This is a genomic window from Streptomyces tricolor (assembly GCF_002155905.1).
GTDB lineage: Bacteria > Actinomycetota > Actinomycetes > Streptomycetales > Streptomycetaceae > Streptomyces > Streptomyces tricolor.
The window spans coordinates 1-17,143 of record NZ_MUMF01000388.1 but is presented as its reverse complement, the minus strand read 5'-3'; the positions used below and the strand labels follow the sequence as shown (position 1 = coordinate 17,143).

General features: G+C 70.8%; 11 protein-coding genes and 1 pseudogene. 5 read left to right on the top strand and 7 right to left on the bottom strand.

Annotated elements, in window-relative coordinates; translation table 11 throughout:
* The first annotated feature begins 37 nt into the window (after positions 1-37).
* Together CCN44_RS26385 and CCN44_RS26380 are read left to right on the top strand one after the other, a co-directional pair.
* Positions 38-1,018 (top strand): helix-turn-helix domain-containing protein, encoded by a 981-nt coding sequence (locus CCN44_RS26385; RefSeq protein WP_086700134.1) that lies wholly within the window; start codon positions 38-40, stop codon positions 1,016-1,018.
* Positions 1,019-1,254: 236 nt separating this feature from the next.
* Complete coding sequence (locus CCN44_RS26380) at positions 1,255-2,346, top strand: PP2C family protein-serine/threonine phosphatase (RefSeq protein WP_059255409.1); 1,092 nt, start codon at positions 1,255-1,257, stop codon at positions 2,344-2,346.
* Positions 2,347-2,502: 156 nt separating this feature from the next.
* Here CCN44_RS26380 and CCN44_RS26375 read toward each other — a convergent pair whose 3' ends face one another.
* Both CCN44_RS26375 and CCN44_RS26370 read right to left on the bottom strand, forming a co-directional pair.
* Complete coding sequence (locus CCN44_RS26375) at positions 2,503-2,733, bottom strand: hypothetical protein (protein ID WP_143649976.1); 231 nt, start codon at positions 2,731-2,733, stop codon at positions 2,503-2,505.
* Positions 2,734-2,757: 24 nt separating this feature from the next.
* Positions 2,758-3,828, bottom strand: coding sequence for a TerC family protein (locus CCN44_RS26370; RefSeq protein ID WP_079081381.1), 1,071 nt, complete (start codon positions 3,826-3,828; stop codon positions 2,758-2,760).
* A gap of 338 nt (positions 3,829-4,166) precedes the next feature.
* On the opposite strand from CCN44_RS26370, the gene CCN44_RS26365 reads away from it, so the two are divergent.
* Positions 4,167-5,159: a sporulation protein gene (locus CCN44_RS26365; RefSeq protein ID WP_059255405.1), complete on the top strand. Its 993-nt coding sequence runs from the start codon at positions 4,167-4,169 to the stop codon at positions 5,157-5,159.
* A 140-nt stretch (positions 5,160-5,299) separates the two neighbouring features.
* Here CCN44_RS26365 and CCN44_RS26360 read toward each other — a convergent pair whose 3' ends face one another.
* Complete coding sequence (locus tag CCN44_RS26360) at positions 5,300-6,250, bottom strand: PQQ-dependent sugar dehydrogenase (protein ID WP_237481557.1); 951 nt, start codon at positions 6,248-6,250, stop codon at positions 5,300-5,302.
* 632 nt (positions 6,251-6,882) lie between these two features.
* Between CCN44_RS26360 and CCN44_RS26355 the strand changes: the two genes are divergently transcribed.
* A complete protein-coding gene (locus CCN44_RS26355) occupies positions 6,883-7,458 on the top strand; it encodes a TerD family protein (RefSeq protein ID WP_059255403.1) in 576 nt (191 codons plus the stop codon).
* Between the two features lie 14 nt (positions 7,459-7,472).
* A pseudogene (locus tag CCN44_RS47885) lies at positions 7,473-7,708 on the top strand (twin-arginine translocase TatA/TatE family subunit).
* Here the strand turns inward: CCN44_RS47885 and CCN44_RS26345 are convergent.
* From CCN44_RS26345 to CCN44_RS26325, 4 genes are all read right to left on the bottom strand, one after another.
* Positions 7,705-8,757, bottom strand: a complete 1,053-nt coding sequence (locus tag CCN44_RS26345) for a PucR family transcriptional regulator (protein WP_059255399.1) — start codon at positions 8,755-8,757, stop codon at positions 7,705-7,707. The pseudogene CCN44_RS47885 and the gene CCN44_RS26345 sit on opposite strands and share 4 nt — an antisense overlap.
* Positions 8,758-9,173: 416 nt before the next feature.
* On the bottom strand, positions 9,174-14,069 hold the full coding sequence (locus tag CCN44_RS26335) for a DNA repair ATPase (protein ID WP_086700119.1): 4,896 nt from the start codon (positions 14,067-14,069) through the stop codon (positions 9,174-9,176).
* Between the two features lie 76 nt (positions 14,070-14,145).
* A complete protein-coding gene (locus tag CCN44_RS26330) occupies positions 14,146-16,179 on the bottom strand; it encodes a flotillin family protein (RefSeq protein ID WP_086700116.1) in 2,034 nt (677 codons plus the stop codon).
* 86 nt (positions 16,180-16,265) lie between these two features.
* Positions 16,266-16,670 (bottom strand): hypothetical protein, encoded by a 405-nt coding sequence (locus CCN44_RS26325; protein WP_086700114.1) that lies wholly within the window; start codon positions 16,668-16,670, stop codon positions 16,266-16,268.
* Between the last annotated feature and the right edge of the window lie 473 nt (positions 16,671-17,143).

Genomic DNA, 17,143 nt, shown 5'->3' with positions numbered 1-17,143 from the left:
GAGTGTCTGGAACGACATGACTCATACACTTCCGGACATGCCTACCGTCGCGCTGGCCCTCACCGATGGCATGCTCCACCTCGAGCTGTCCCTGGCATGCGAAGTCTTCGGCGCCGACCTGACCCACATCGTGGACCCCTGGTACCGCTTCTCGCTCTGCGGGCAGAGCGCTGTGCAAGTCGGCCGCTTCCGGCTGGAGCCCGACCACGGGCTCGACCACCTGGCACACGCCGACACCGTGATCGTCCCGGGCTGGGCCGACACGGACCAGGACCCGCCGGAAGAACTCCTCGACGCGGTACGCGCGGCCCACGAGGCAGGCGCACGCGTGGCCTCCCTGTGCACGGGCGCGTTCATCCTGGCCGCCGCCGGACTGCTGGACGGCAAGCGGGCCACCACGCACTGGGCACACACCCGGGAACTGGCCAGGCGCCACCCGGAGGTCATGGTGGACCCGGACGTCCTCTACGTCGACAACGGCAGTGTGCTCACCTCCGCCGGCAAGGCCGCCGCCATGGACCTGTGCCTGCACCTGGTGCGCCTCGACCACGGCTCGTCGATCGCCAACACGATCGCCCGACGCCTGGTCGTACCGCCCCACCGGGACGGCGGCCAGGCCCAGTTCATCGCCACTCCCGTCCCCGAGCCGGGCAACCACCCCCTCGCCGACCTCTTCCCCTGGGTGCTGGGGCGGCTGGACGAGCCGCTCACCGTCGAGGACATGGCCCGCCAGGCACGGATGAGCTCGCGTCACCTGGGCCGCCACTTCAAGCAGGTGACCGGCACCACCCCGTTGCAGTGGCTCCACACCCAGCGCATCCGCTACGCCCAGGAACTGCTGGAGACCACCGACGACACCGTCGACACCATCGCCGCGGCCACGGGCATGGGCACCGCCACCACGTTGCGCCGCCACTTCGCCCGAACGGTAGGCGTGTCACCGGACACCTACCGCCGCACCTTCCGCTCCCAGACCACGGGAGCCGCCGGCCGAGCGCTGCCCCGCCCCCGCCCCTGACGCCTCCGGCACCGAGCAGGTGATCGCCGGCCTGCCCGGCGGGTGGGAGGCGCTCGACCGGTGCCTCGGCGAGGGACACCACCTGCCCGACGATCCGGCGGGCGTAGAACGGTCCCCGAACGTCGCCCCGGCAGCATCGTCGCGCCAGTCCACAAGCGAACGTACTTTCGATCCCCGCATCTCGCCTCTGATGCGTCAGAGCGCTATGCCCTACTTACGTAGATATTCTATGAAGTGTGATCGTGCCTGGACGGCTGCGGCTCCGTCGGCGCCCCGGCCCGGGAAGTTTTGTGCGGCTGTCGCCGGTCATCCTGACCGTCGTCATCGCCAGCCTGGCGTACAGCACTCCGCCGGAAATGGCCTTCAGCCGGCTCCTGCCCGCGGCGCCGGCTCTGGCCGCCGCCATGTGGCCGGTCCTGCCCACCGTCCTGCTCGGGACGGTCTGCCTCTTTCTGATGATCGGCCTCAGCCTCGTCTTCCCTGGGCTGGGAACGTGGTGGACGGCCGCGGGGATCATCGCCGTCACCGTGGCCGCCGCGTACGGCAGCCACGTGCGGCTCCAGCGTGAGCGCACCCTCATCCAGGTACGGCTCGTCGCCGAAGCGGCGCAGCAGGTGGTGCTCAGCCCTATGCCCCGCCGCTTCGGCATCGTCGAGATCGAGTCGCTGTACCTCGCGGCCGCGGCGGAGGCCCGCATCGGCGGGGACTTCTACGAGGTGGTCGACACGCCCTACGGGGTCAGACTGCTCATCGGTGACGTGCGGGGCAAGGGCCTGCCGGCAGTGGGGGCGGCCGCGGCGATCGTCAACGCCTTCCGGGAGGCGGCCTACGGCGAGGCCGACATCGTCGACGTCGCACGCAGGCTCGACGCCAGCAGCACCCGTTACAACGCCGCCTTTCCCCCCGAGGGGCCGATGGAGCGCTTCGCCACCGCCCTTCTCGTCGAGATCCCGCACGGGGGCAGACGTATCGACATCCTCAACTGCGGGCACCCCCCGCCGCTGCTCCTGAACGGCGGGAAACTCCGTGTCCTCGAGCCCGCCACTCCCTCGCCGCTGCTCAGCCTCGCGGACCTCATCGGCGATCAGTACAACGTCGACACCTTCGACTTCGCCCCCGGCGACCTGCTGCTCCTCTACACCGACGGGATCGCCGAGGCCCGCGCCCACGACGGCGAGTTCTTCCCGCTGGCCGCCTGGATGCGCCGGCAGCCCCCGACACCACCCCGCGAACTGCTCACGGCTCTCCACCGCGACCTCCTCCGCTACAGCAGAGGACGCCTCGACGACGACATCGCCGCCCTAGCCGTACGCCTGTGTGAGCCCTGAGCAGCCCCTGAGGGCGTTCGTCGGGGTCGGGGTCAGCCCCCTTGGGGTGCAGTGCCTCGCGGATCACTCCGGTGGCGTAACCGAAGCCGTAGAACTCGGGCAGGCAGCTCTAGCCGCAGTGCGCCTGGACCTCGCCGACTGGTCCCGCGAGCACGTTCAGGTGGTACGGCGGCCGGACTTTCCCGGTCTGACGCCGCGCGCCCAGCCGATCAGCGCGTATTCGGGGACGTACTCCGCACACTGCGGGTTACGGCAGGGGCCCGCCGTCCAGGCGGGGACAAAGACACCGAAGCTCTTGTACCGCTCCACCACGGTGTCCACCGGCTTCTTGCACGAGCCGCAGACGTGTCCGGCCGCGCTCGTCACTCCTATACGCCTGCCATCCATAACCAACATTTTACCATCTCATTGCTATTGTTTGGTGTCTTCGTCTCGTTGTGTGATCTCACCGTCAGGCGGTCCGGTTGTCTCGCGCGCGGCGCTGTCGGCCGGCATGGGCTCACGCGGCAGCTCCGCGTCGGACCGCACGGCGGCGCCGCCGGCGCTGGGCGGCGGAGGACGCAGCAGGCTGAGGGCGACGGAGACGGCCAGCACGACGGTGATGACGGCCAGGCTGACCGGGGAGGGGATCTCGGGGACAGCGGTGCTGATCGTCTTGTGGGACGCCTGGAGGATGAGTTTGACGCCGATGAAGGCGAGGATGAGGGCCAGGCCCTTGCTGAGGTAGTGGAAGCGGTCGAGCAGCCCGGCGAGCATGAAGTACAGGGCGCGCAGGCCGAGAATGGCGAACGCGTTGCTCGTGTAGACGATGAACGCGTCGTTGCTGACGGCGAGCACGGCGGGCACGCTGTCGACGGCGAAGACGAGGTCGGCCGCTTCGATCGCGGCGACGACTGCCAGCAGCGGGGTGGCGACGCGCTTCCCGGCTTCCTTGACGAAGAAGTGGGTGCCGGCGTACTCGTCCCGCACGGGGATGACCTTGCGGAGCAGGCGTACGGCGATGCTCTTGCCGGGGTCGAAGCTGTCCTCCTCCTCTTTGAGGATCTTGTAGGTGCTGTAGAAGAGGATGGCCGCGAAGACGAACAGCACGGCCGTGAATCGGCTGACCACGGCCACACCCGCGGCCAGGAAGATGCCGCGGAAGACGAGGGCGCCGAGGACGCCGAAGAACAGGACGCGGTGCTGGTAGGCGCGCGGCACCCGGAAATAGCCGAAGATCAGCGCGAAGACGAAGAGGTTGTCGACCGACAGGCTCTTCTCCAGCAGCCACGCGGTCGTGTACTCCACTCCGGCCGTAGTCCCGACGACGAGGAAGACGACCGCGCCGAAGACGATCGCCAGTCCGACCCAGACCCCGCTCCAGGCGGCGGCCTCCCGGAATCCGATGACATGCGCGTGGCGGTGCGCGAGCAGATCGACCGCCAAGGACACCAGTACGGTGACGGCGAAGACCATCCAGAGCCACAACGGCACACTGTGCACAGGTCCGACCCCTCAGGTGCGATCGACCAGTCGTCTCCTTCCGAGTCTGGGGCATTCGGGAACAGATTTCTTCTCAGGAGCCCACGTCCTCGTCGGCAGGCCGTGTCACCGGGCAGGACCTCGGTCACCGTGCCACCCCCGTCAAGGACGCTGGTCAACGCGACGACAACCGCCGGATCGCCGCTGCTTTCGGACTTTCCCGCAGCCGGGGCCCGTACGTCGCCCTCGCGACGCCCGGCAACTCTATGCTTCTACTCGCTTGTAGAGAACGGCCCGGGCGCTCCCGGCCGTTCCCGCGGGCACGTCAGACATACGCACATGAAGGAGTGGACGCCGCGATGGTGTTCAAACGGCTGCTCGGCTCGCTCGGTATCGGCGGGCCCTCGGTGGACACGGTCCTCGACCCCGGGCCCGCCCTGCCGGGCCACGGCCTGACCGGGCAGGTTCATCTGCAGGGCGGGGACGCCGACTTCGACATCGACCACATCACGCTGGAGCTGCTGGCCCGCGTCGAGGCCGAGCACGACGGCGGCGAGAGCGAGGGCACGGTCGCCTTCGACCGCTTCACCGTCGCCGGCGGCTTCCGGCTCGCGGCGGGCGAGCGGCGCAGCATCCCGTTCAGCGTGGCCCTGCCCTGGGAGACCCCGGTCACCGAGCTGTACGGGCAGCCGCTGGGCGTCGTGCTCGGTGTGCGCACCGAGCTGGCGGTGGCCGGCGCCAAGGACAAGGGCGACCTCGACCAGCTGACCGTCGGACCGCTGCCGGCCCAGGAAGCGATCCTCGAAGCGCTGGGCCGGCTCGGCTTCGGCTTCAAGTCCGCCGATCTGGAGTACGGCCGTATCGGCGGTACGGGCCAGCAGCTGCCCTTCTACCAGGAGATCGAGCTGACGCCGGCCCCGCAGTACGCACACCAGGTCAACGAGATCGAACTGACCTTCCTCGCCTCGCCCGCCGGCCTGGAGGTCGTGCTGGAGGCCGACAAGCGCGGCGGCCTGTTCTCCTCCGGCCATGACGAGCTGGCCCGGTACACCGTCGGTCACCACGACTCCCGCGACTGGAACGCCGAGGTCGACGGCTGGATCCGCCGCCTGGTCGAGCACCGGGCCTCGTACGGCTCGCCCGCCGCCTACGGCCACGAGGGCGGCCATGGCCACCACGGGTACGGCCACGGCGAGCACCACCACGACGGCCGCCGCTCCGGACCGGGCATGGGCACCGCCATCGCGGCGGGAGCGGCCGGTCTCGCCGTCGGCGTGGTCGGCGGAATGGTTGCGGCCGAGGCGGTCGATGAGATCGGGGACTTCTTCGAGGGAGACGAGGACGAGGGGTAGCCCCTGACAGCTTCTGTGTTCTCGTAGAAGAGCGCGGCCCGGACCGGCACGGTCCGGGCCTGTCGAAACGAACGGAGCATCCTGCGGACCAAGGGATCTCGATCCCGTCGTCACCAGGTCGGGACCGCGGCTTCGGAGCGTTACTCGATCGTCACCTTGAGGATGCGGTCCTTGCCGGTGCCCTGGTCGCTCGTGCCCATCCAGAGCTGGTCGGCGCCGGAGACCTTGGCGATCGCCCGCAGCCGGCCGTACGTGCCGTTGTAGTAGGCCGTCGCGCGTTCGACGCCCTTGCCGGTGGCGTCGATCGGCATCCGCCACAGCCGACGGCCGCTCAGCGTGGTGGCGTAGATGACGTCGTTGACGACCGCGATCTGGGCGGGTACCCCTCCCTCGTCCGGTTTCCACACCATCTTCGGATTCGTCATACCGGCGGCGGAGCAGGCGCCCTGGCAGGTCGGCCAGCCGTAGTTCTTCCCCGGTTCCACGAGGTTGAGCTCGTCCCACTTCTCCGCGCCGATCTCGGTCTCCCACAGCCGTCCGGCGCGGTCCCAGGCCAGCCCCTGGGGATTGCGGTGACCGTAGCTGTACACCCGGTTTCCGAAGGGGTTCCCGGGGGCGGCGGCGCCGGTCTTGGTGATCCGCAGGATCTTTCCGTTGGGCGACTTCTTGTCCTGGGCCAGCTGGCGCTGCGAGGCGTCGCCGGTGGCGACGTACAGATGTCCGTCGGGTCCGAACGCGATCTGCCCGCCGTTGTGCCGGGTGTCCTGGGGGTCCTTGCGGATTCCTGTCAGGATCGGGGTGTAGCCGCTGAGTCCGGTGCCGTCGAAGCGCATTCTGACCACGCGGTTGTCCTCGGCCGTGGTCTCCATGAAGAACACGTCCTTGTCGGTGGTCCCGTTCCAGGTGGGGGACGCGGCGACACCCAGGAGTCCGCCCTTGCCCTGCGACTCGCTCCACACCGCGCCCGGCACGGTGCCGACCTTCCTCTTGGCGCCGTCCAGCGCGATTCTCCAGACCGCTCCGGTGTCGCGTTCGGTCACCAGCGCCGCTTTGTGGCCCCGGAGGAACGAGATCCCCCAGGGTGTCGTCATCCTGTCCGTGAGCGTGCTGACGCCTGACGGTACGCCACCCGCGCGGGGCGCACCGGTTCCGCCGCCCTGCGCAGATCGGACGAAGGGCGGTTCCGTCGCCGTAGCGGCCGGCCCGGACAGGCCGACGGCCATGACGGCGGCGACAGCGGTGAGCACGACCATACCCGGCCGGGCCCCATCCAGCGCCGAAAGCCTTGAGCGTGACATCTGTCGACCTTCCTGTTCGGGAACGACCACGTGATTCGCAACCGGAGGCAGCGCGCATCAGTGAGCTTGCGGCCGACTCGTCCGCCATCGGTCCAACGATCCCCAAGAGGTCCCTCCCACGAGTGACCGCAGTCATGCAGGTGGGCGCGGACCGGGTAGGCCCTGATCGCCCGTCCGCCCGTCGGCTCGTGCAAACCCGGAGCGCGACTCACAGGGGCGTGGCCGCACATGGGACCAGGACCATCGTGACCGCGGAGTTCGCCGACGACAGCGCGGGCACGACCGTACCGACGGCCGCCAGTTCAACTCCCAGCTCGTGACGGTCCGTCAGGCGGGTGCGCGCAGGGAAGTCCGGCCGCCGCCATTCCTTCTACAGTGCTGTAGATTCATTGTCGTACGTCATGATCTCACCGAGGAGGAGAGCCGTGGGAGTTTCCCTGTCCAAGGGTGGCAATGTCTCGCTCAGCAAGGAGGCGCCGGGCCTGACCGCCGTCCTGGTCGGACTGGGCTGGGACGTGCGGACCACCACCGGGGCCGACTACGACCTCGACGCCTCCGCGCTGCTGCTCGACGCATCGGGCAAGGTCCTCTCGGACCGGCACTTCGTCTTCTACAACAACCTCACCAGCCCGGACGGATCGGTGGAGCACACCGGCGACAACCTCACCGGTGAGGGCGAGGGCGACGACGAGTCCGTCAAGGTGAACCTCGCGGCCGTCCCCGCCGAGGTCGACAGGATCGTCTTCCCGGTCTCCATCCACGACGCCGAGAACCGCGGTCAAAGCTTCGGCCAGGTCCGAAACGCCTTCATCCGCATCGTGAACCAGGCCGGCGGCGCCGAGATCGCCCGTTACGACCTTTCCGAGGACGCCTCCACCGAGACCGCCATGGTCTTCGGCGAGCTGTACCGGCACGGCGCGGAGTGGAAGTTCCGCGCCGTCGGCCAGGGATACGCCTCCGGGCTCGCCGGCATCGCGTCCGACTTCGGCGTCAACGTCTGAGGGGCGGCCCTGCCATGTTCGGACTGAGCGAACTCGCGATCATCCTGATCGTCGTCATAGCCGTCCTGGCCGCCAAGAAGCTGCCGGAACTGGCCCGTTCGGCAGGCAAGTCGGCACGGATCCTCAAGGCCGAGACGAAGACGACGAACGAGGACAGCGGACCGTCCACCCGCACGTGACCCGAGGACGGACCGTCGCCCCCCAAAAAACCCTTCACCGTCGCGCCGGAGACCGGCTGGGCAGAACCTAGGTCGGCCAGCCGAGCAGACGGGCGCCGATCACCGCTGTCTGCAGGGTGTAACGGTGCACCGGGTCGGACGGATCGGCTCCGGTGAGCTTGTGGATGCGCTCCAGGCGGTAGGTGAAGGCGCGCACGCTCAGCGACAGCCGGCGCGCCGCCACCGTGGCCACACAGCCGGCGTCGAAGTAGGCGGTGAGCGTCTCCAGCAGCGGCTCGGCTCCGCCGCGGGCCCGTTGCAGGGGGCCGAGGACGCTGGCCACCAGGTCGGTCATCGCCTGCCGGTCGCGGGCGAGAACGGGGTAGACGAGGAGGTCGGCGGCGCGCAGCACAGGCTCGTCGAGTTCGAGGCGGTCGGCCAGGTCGAGGGTGTTCAGGGCTTCCTCGTACGACTGGACGACACCGGCCGCGCCGGGCTGGGGCCGGCCGATCGCCACCCGGCCGCCGTTCGTGGCGGCGTACGCCTGCTTGGCGAAGAACGCCAGGACCTCGTCCTGGTCGCCCGGTGCGATGCACACCAGGCGGCCGTCCTTGGTGGTCAGCAGGATGCTGCGGTCGCCGAACCGGGCTATCAGCGCACGCTCCACGTCCTGCGGAACGACGTCTCCCTCGTCGTAAGCCGCCTCGCCGCGTGCCACGGCGACGGCGTGCGCGGTAGACAGCCGCAGCCCGTAGCGTTCCGCGCGCTGGGCGAGTCGGCCCAGGTCGCTGCGGCCGTACAGCAGGTCGTCGATGAACTCACGACGGGCGGCTTCCTCCTGGCGTACGGCATGCCGCTGGGCACGCTCGTACCCCTCGGCGAACGCGTCGAGGGCCTGCGCGGCGGCGGCCATGATGGTGTCGGCGCAGGCGCCGTTGCGGGCCGGCCAGTGCGTCCGGGTCGCGGCGAGGTGCGCTCCGACCAGGGCACGCAGCCCGAAGCCGGCCTCCGCGGCCTGCTCGCCTAGGGCCCGGCGGGAATCGAGTTCGTCCCGGGTCAGCCGGCGGCCGGTCGCGGAGGCGTCGGCGAGAATCCGCGCATAGCCCTCCAGGTACTCCTCCGGCACGTCCCGCTCCGCCATGTGCGCCCCCGATCCGTTCCGTCTTTTGACGCCTTTCTAACGCATGGTCCGGGGTTCGGGCCTGACGGGGGTGGATGCGCCGCCGGGGTCCGGCAATGCCGGGGCCGGCTGAGCGCGTATCAAGGGCTTGTCAAAGCCACGGAAGGGGTGCGCAAGGTTCCCTGCAGGGTGCCGGGCAGTCCAGGCGGCGGGCCGTTACCGACCCGCCGGCCCGCGTCACTCCCGCTCGCACCGGGACCTGTGCTCATACGCCGGCGCCCTGTGCCGTGTGCCGCACCCGGCACGGAGAGGGGTGACGCCCTCGGTGCGCGGGCGCTCGACACCCGCCGCCATGCGCCGCCGATCCCGCCGTACACCTACGACCGTGGAGGCCGCCACGATCAGCAGGGCGGCGGCGAGCGGGACGAGGAAGGGCGTCACAGCTCCTCCTGGGTTCGGGCCGCGTGCCGGGCATGCGGGTCGGCGAGCGCGAGCGGGTGGCGCGGATCAGCCGCGCGCGTGATGGCGGCCTCCACCGCAGCCACGCGGTCGGCGAGCAGGCCGAGCGCGGCGACGGCACGGACGAGGGGGTCTTCCTCGGCGCCACCGAGGGTCTGCGTGCGGACGTGGGCGGCTTTCAGCGCGGCCCAGCGAGCCGCCTGTGCGGAAGTCTGCGTGCCTCGAAGCTCGGCCAGCTTCAGCAGGCTGGCCTCGGCGCCGGTGGTCAGGGTCTGGGCCTCGGCGGTGAAGTGGTCGTCGACGACGGCCGCGACCTCGGCGTCGTTCATGACGGGCCGGATGCGCTGAGCGATCTTGTTCATGGTGCGGTACGAGCCCTGCAGCCGGAACGGCGGCTCGGTGCGGGTGGCGTCCGTCTGGGCCGCGGAGGCGATGTAGGCGGCGTTGACGGCGAGCACCGTCTCCCGCACCCGCAGCAGATGCCGCAGCACGGCCTGTATCTGCTCGGCTTCGGCAGGGGCGTAGGGGTGGGAGAGGTGATCCGCGCGGGCTGTGGGGTCCCCCTCGGCGAGGCGGACGAACACATTCAGGTCGTGGGGGTCACGTCCGGCGAGCGGGGCGAGCACCGGGTTCGAGGTGAGCGCGTTCTCCAGGAAGCTGTGGGCGAAGACGTCCTCCTTGCCGGTCAGGACGTCGCCGAGGTTCCACACGTCGGCGCGGCTGGCGAGCATGTCGGGCACCTGGAAGCGGGCGCCGGACTCGGTGTAGGGGTTGCCGGCCATGCAGACGGCGAAGCGCTTGCCGCGCAGGTCGTAGGTGCGGGGCTCGCCGTCCCACACACCGTCGATCCGGCGGGTGGCGTCGCACAACGGGATGAACTTCTGCAGCAGCTCGGGGGAGGTGTGCTGGATGTCGTCCAGGTACAGCAAGGTGTTGTTGCCGGCCGCGAGCGCGAAGTTGATCTTCTCGATCTCCTGGCGTGCGGTGGCGTTCGGGGCCTCGGCGGGGTCGAGCGAGGTGACAGTGGGGCCGAGAGCCGGACCGCTGACCTTCACCAGCATCAGGCCGAGGCGGTCGGCGACGTACTCCATCAGTGTCGTCTTGCCGTAGCCAGGCGGTGAGACGAGCAGCAGCAGGCCGCCGGTGTCGGTGCGCTTGGTCCCGCCCGTGGTGCCCAGCTGCCTGGCCAGGCTGTCACCGACCAGCGGCAGATACACCTCGTCGACGAGCCTGCCGCGCACGAAGGCGGCCAGGGGGCGCGGACGGTGATCGTCCAGGCGCAGCCGGGCCCGCTCGGCGGCCACCAGGGCGGTGCGCCGGCGCTGGTAGGCGCGGAAGGCGGGCACGTCATGGCCGGCGAAGTGCCGGGTGCGGGCGAGGAAGTCGTCCACGCGCAGCCGCATGCGGCGACCGCTGATGCGCGGGTGGCTGCCGAGCAGGCCGTCCACGGTCGTCTCCAGGGCGGCCTCCGACACATGACGCGTCAGATCCCGGCACAGCTCGGCTGCCACCGCCTCGGCCAGCTCACCCGCGGTGACGTCCTCCCCGGTGGCGGAGACGTAGGCCGACAGCCACCCTTCGACGAGCTGGCGGCGGGCGACGAGGTCGTCCAGCGCCACCAGGTCCTCGTCATAGGCCGAAACACCCACCGTGCGGCGGAACTTGTCCAGGAGCGTGCGCGCGCCGGCGGACAGTACGAATCCGTCCGGGCCGGTCGTCAGCTCCTCGAAGAGGTATGCGGCGGCCTCTGGAGCACGGTCTCCGCCGATGGCGTCCGCGAGTTCCGCCCGCAGATCGGCGATCGCCGGCGCGAGCCCGAAGGCGTCGCGGGCGCGGGCGAGGGACACCGCGCGCCGGGTCCACGCCGCACGCTGGTCGGCCGTCGTACCGTGGGCCCAGAACATCTGGGCGACGGCCCTCGTCCCCGGCTCGTGACGCAGCGTTCCCGCCTGTCCGTACAGAGGCAGCAGGGCGGTGAGGATCGCGGTGGCGTCATGGTCGTGGACGCCTCGTTCATAGCCTTCGTCGTACGACTCCTGCGCCGCCGTGCGCACCAGGGCGGGCAGGTCCGCCTCGCTCAGGGCCTCGACGCCGTGCTGGTGCAGAAGGCGGGCGGCGAGATGCTCGGCGCGGTAGACCACGGGTGACTCGGAGGGCAGGTGCCGGTGCCAGTAGGGGCGTGTGTCGGCGAAATCGGGGTCGGTGACAGGGGCGCGGTAGTCGGTGCCGGTGACGGCGAACGCCAGGCCGTCGCCGTACGGGACGAGGGTGAGGTCGAAGGGTTCGGTACTGACGGCGAAGCGGTGCCCGCCCAGGCGGATCGTGCGTCCCCCGTCCCCGAACAGGTCGGCGCGGTCACGCAGCGAGCGCAGCGCCTCCTGGCGCGCGGCCTTCAGCCGGCCGTCCAGTTCCTCCGCCCGCACCCCGTCGCCGAGCGCCCGCAGTTCGTCGGCGGTACGGCGGACTTTGGCGACCATCGGGTCGGAGGCGAAGCAGGTGCTGACCGCGTCGGCGTCGGCGAGCGTCAGCACCCGCCGGACGATCGTCTCCAGGACCCGCTGGGCGGACGCCGCGAGCTGTTCGGCACGCCGGGCCCGGGCATCCACGAGAGCCTGCTTGCGGGCGGCGAACGCCTCGTAGACCTCGGTACGCCGGCCGGCGAGTTCGCCGACGAAGTCCTCGAACTCCGCGAAACGGGACTCCAGGGTGTCCACCTGGGCCAGCACCCGGGCCAGCCGGTCGTCGCACGCGTCCGGGGTATCGGCGGCGGCGAGCGCGCCCGTGACCGTCTGGCCGAGCAGGGTCAGCTCGGCGGCGAACTCGGCCCGCCCCTCGCTGTCGCGCAGATCATGACGGCGGACGTCGAGGATCGCCCGCACCCGGTTGGCGCCGCCGAGCACCTCGGCGATGCGCTCCAGGACGGACGTGCGCACGGTGGCGTCGGCGATGTCGAGGCCGGAGACGACCTCGGTGACGGTGTGCAGCGAGTCCGCGAGCCGGTCGAGCCGCGCCTCGACCGGCGCCGCCTGCGCCAGCGCGGTGAGCGCCTCGGCGTCGGCGGCGAGCTGATCGACCTCCCGCCGGTGCGCGGCAAAGGCGTCCGCACGGCCCAGATACGTCATGGCCCGCTGACCGAAGGCGGCGAGGTCGGCCTCGGCCTGCGCGGCCAGCGCGTCGATCCGGGCGGTGTCGGCGTACCTGAGGTCCTTAAGGGTGAGCAGATGCCCTTGCGCACGGCGGAGTTCGGTCAGCCCGGTCACCCACGCGCCGGCCTCGCGGGGAGCCTCGCCACGCAGCCGGCGTACGACCGCGGCGAGCCGGCCGGCGGCCTCGGCGAGCGCCTCGGCGGCCCGCCGCGTCAGCGTCCGCACGGTCGCGAACTCGGCCAGCACCTGCTCGGCGGTGTCCCGCACCTGCTGCAACGGTTCGAGCAGGTCGCCGAGGTCGGGCTCGCCCAACCAGTGGTGCGCGTCGGCGGTCCGGGCGCAGCCGGTGACGAGCGCGGCGTACACCTCGCTCGTCGGCGTGGTCTCGGCCACGGCCCTGGTGACGGCGAGGCAGTCCGCGATGCCGCGGACGAGGTCGGCGTTGCCGATGCGGGCGAGCGGCCCCTCGCCCACGGGGCGGGCGGCGGCGTACGTGTCCGAGACGTACGGGGAGGTCCACAGCTGGAGCGGATGCACGCGCGCGGGCTCGTCGCCGTCCGCCCGCAGCACCGCCAGGACGCCGTCCTCGAACAGGGCCCAGCCCCGACAGACCAGCGGGGCCGCGACCTCCTTGCGGATGGTGTTGTACGACAGCAGCAGCCCGCGGCCCTGCGCACGGGCGTGGAAGACGTAGAGCACGTCCTCGCCGTAGGGCGAACGCACCTCCGTCTCGAACTCCAGCCCGCCGTGGTCGATGTCGAAGATCTTGTACGTGCCCGTGGCCAGGCAGTAGCCGCCCGGAAAGACGATGCCCTGGTCGTCGGGGAGGCGGCGGCACGCCTGCCCCAGGGCGTCGAGACGGACGACCGTCCTGGTGAGTGTGTTGAACACCAGGTACCGGTGGGCGTCCTCCTTGTAGGGCCGGACCCGCAGCAGGACCAGGACACCCACGCGCGCGTGGGCGATGTCGGCGTCGGCGAGGGACTGGAGCGGTTCGTCCACCGGCTCGGTGAACAGGTCGTCGTCCTCCGCCTCGGCACGGACGGTGAGGGCACCGCCGACGGCCGAGACGAGGATCTCGCCGCCGACCCGGACATGCGGGCGGTGGGCCCCCGGGACGTGGTCCTCCCGCGTCGCCCGGGTCCAGGTGAAGTCGTGGGAGGGCGGGAGCACATCGTCGCGGTCGCCGCGCGCGTCCAAGAAGGACACGCTCCCGTCGTCCGCCACCGACCAGCGCAGCACCCGTACGTCACCGGCCTTCTCGCCGGTCCGGAAGACGGCCAGCAGCCTGCCCTCCACGCGGCGCAGTCCAAGGAGGCGGGCCTGCCGGAAGTAGCGGAACAGGGCCGCGAACTCCCGCCTGAAGACCGGATCGTCGAGCAGGCCGGGTACCGCGTCCTCGGGCAGCCGGTTCAGATCCCGGTCGTACAGGGCGAGGACATCGCCGACGGCCGGCTCCCCGCGCAGGCCGGACGCGGCGTCGCGGCCGAACAGCAGCCGGTCCCCGACGGCCACGACATCGCGGGCGATGCCGGCATGCTCGCTCCGCAGCCGTCCGCTGCCGGTCAGATCGAGCCGGGTGGAGCCGAACTCCTCGATACGGCGGGCATTGAGCGCCTCGGCGCGGCGGGCCAGTTCGGCCGCCTGCGCGGTGAGCCGGTCGCGCAGCACCTCGTACGTGCCGGTGTCGACGGCGTCGTACAAGCCTGTGTCCAGGCCGGTGGTCATGGGTTCCCCTCGGAAGTGTTCTGTGGCGGGCCGGAGCCGCCGCCCCCCGCGCGGCAGCTCCGGAACCGCCGGCCTGTCATCCCCTCGCGCTGCCGTTCACGGCGGCGAGCGGTGTGTCGGCGAGACCCAGCTCGCCCGCCTTGTCGAGGAGTTGCCGCAGCTGTCCGGCGTGCGCGCCACCCGTCTTCATGAGCTTCATCAGCAGCGCGGACACGGTCAGGTTCTGGACGTCGCCCGTCGAGAGGGAACCGAGGACGCGGGTGAGGTCATCGGTGAAACCCGACGTACCGTCCAGCCAGGGCTTGGCCAGCGCCTGCGCGGTAGCGGAGTGCTCGACGAAACCGTCGATGCCCTTGCCGAGCGCGATCGAGTTCACCAGCCGGTCGAAGAAGACCGACTCCCCGCCGACGATGCTGATGTCCGCCTTCTCCAGCCCGGTGGCCAGCACCGTGGCCTGCGCCTCGGCGACCTGCCGCTGCACGTCGAGGCCCGCGAGACGGATGTCCTTCTCCGCCTCCAGCCGCAGCCGGTACTCCTCGTGCGTGCGGGACGCCTCGTCGAGCGCGGCCATCGCCGCCGCCTTCTCGGTGAGTCCGGCGGCCTCCGCCTTCAGCTTCTCGCCGATGGCCTCCGCCTCCGCGAGCGCCCTCGCCTTGACGCCCTCGGCCTCCGCCAGCATGCGCGCCTGCGTGGCCTCGGCCTGCGCCCGGCCCGCCTTCTCGATGACCTCCGCCTCCTTGTCGCGGACCTGGACCGTCGCGAGCCCCTCGGCGGCGGCCTCGGCCCGGATGCCCTCGGCCAGCCTCGCCTTGGCCTGCGCGTCCAGGTCGGCGCTCTTCAACCGGGCTTCGGCGAGCGTGAGTTCCTCGGCGGCGCGGTGCACGGCGGCCTGCTCGGCGGCCTCGGCGGCCTTGATGTCCTTGACCAGCTTCTCCTGCGCCTCGGCCTCGGCCGCGATGACCACCGTCTGCCGCTGCCGCTCGGCCTCCTCGACGGCACGGAGCTTCTTGATGGACTCCTCCTGCTCGGCGACCGTACGGTCCACGGCGACCCGCTCGCGGATGACCTCGGCGATGTCCCGCTTCTCCGCCTCGACCTCCTTCTCGGCGGCGATCCGCGTCAGCTGGGTCTCCCGCTCGCGTGCGATGGCCTCCAGGAGACGGTCCTTCTCGATCCGCTCGTTCTCGACGGCGATGACCCGCTCGCGGTTCTTCTGCGCCACGGCGACCTCCCGGGCCTGGTTCTCCCGCTGGACGCCGAGCTGTTCCTCGGTCCGCAGGAAGGCGGACTGCGCCCGCAGCCGCTCCTCCTCGACCACCCGCGCGGTCTCGGCCTCCTCACGCGCCCGGACCGTCTCGATCTCCCGCCGCTGCTTGATCTCGGCGTCCGCCTGCCGCCGCTCCAGCTCCAGCACGGCCTCGCGGGCGTCGACGTTCTGCCGAGTGATCTCCTTCTCCTCGTTGCGCTGGGCCTCGTTGGTGCGTACGTGCTCCACGGCCGTCAACTCGGTGATCTTGCGGATGCCCTGGGCGTCGAGGACGTTGGCCGGGTCGAGCTGGGTCAGCGGCGTCTGCTCCAGGTAGTCGATCGCCGCGTCCTCCAGGTGATAGCCGTTGAGGTCGACGCCGATGACCTCGATGATCCGGTACCGCAGCTCCTCGCGCTTGGTGTACAGGTCGGTGAAGTCGAGCTGCTTGCCGACGGTCTTCAGCGCCTCGGAGAACTTCGCGTGGAACAGCTCCTGAAGCGTGTCCCGGTCGCTCGCCCGCTGGGTGCCGACGGCCTGGGCGACCTTGATGACGTCCTCGACGGTCTTGTTGACCTTCACGAAGAACGAGATACGGATGTCCGCGCGGATGTTGTCCTTGCAGATCAGCCCGTCCTTGCCGGCCCGGGTGATCTCGATGGTCTTCACCGAGATGTCCATCACCTCGGCCTTGTGCAGCACGGGCAGCACGACCTGCCCGGTGAAGGTGACATCGACCTTCCGCAGCTTGGAGACGATCAGCGCCTTGCCCTGCTCCACCTTGCGGAACAGCCGGGAGACGACGAGAAGTAGGACGACGGCGATGAGCAGGCAGACGCCGATGCCCACGGCGATGGCATTCATGACAAGGATCCTTCGGGCGTGAACGGCAAGATGGAGGCGGGCGCGCGGCGTGGCAGCGTTCCGGCAGGCGGGCGAAGCGGTCGGCGCTAAGTGAGCGGGGAGCCCGGCAGGTACGCGGACGGCGCGTGTTCGTCGGGGTGGCGACGTCGCAGGAGGCGTACGAGCGCTCGGGTCAGCCACCACGCGAGCAAGGGGGCGCCGGCCAGGACGACGCCGGAGGCCAGGGCGGTCAGCACCCACGAAGCGCCGAGAGGACCGGTCAGGAGGGCGGCACAGAGGCTGCCGGTCCAGGCAAAGGCCGTCATCAGGGAGAACGACGCCGCGACCGGTATTCCGCCGAGGCCCCAGGCGTCACCGTCGATGTCCTCGTCGAAGCAGGCGGAGTCGGCCACGCCCGCCGCGACCACGAGCCAGAAGCACACGACCACGAGCAGCGCGGCAGTGAACACGTGGGTCGGAAAGCTCGCGGCGGCATCGATGACTGTCCACACGCCCAACCTCCCGATCCCGCTCGTCCGATGGCGGCCCTGCCCCGCACGGCCCAGGGCTCGGTTGCCGGACACCTGCGGGTGTCCGGCAACCAAGAGCACTCCGTGTGCTCCCCTCGCCCTTCATCCTGCCGAAGCGACACCGTCGGCGCATTGCCGACATCCGGCAGTCTTTGACGGGTTCTCCATGCCGGTCAGCGTCAAGAAGGCGTCAAGGCGTGGTTATAACGGGCGGCGGTAAGCGAACGGCTGCGGTAGGAGCGGTCACTCCGTAGGCGCCGAGGAAGACGCCGGGGATCGTCCCGACGGCCAGCCTGACGAAGACGGCGAGCGGCTCGGTATCGGTCGTACCTTCAACGGGCTCGCGTCGCGTGGCCCGCAGGAGCAGCCCCCTGGCGACAGCCGCGACCGTGGTGTGTGTTGGGGGGAAGGGCCGAGCCGCCCCTTTTGTGGGGGGCGGCTCGGTGGGGTTGGGG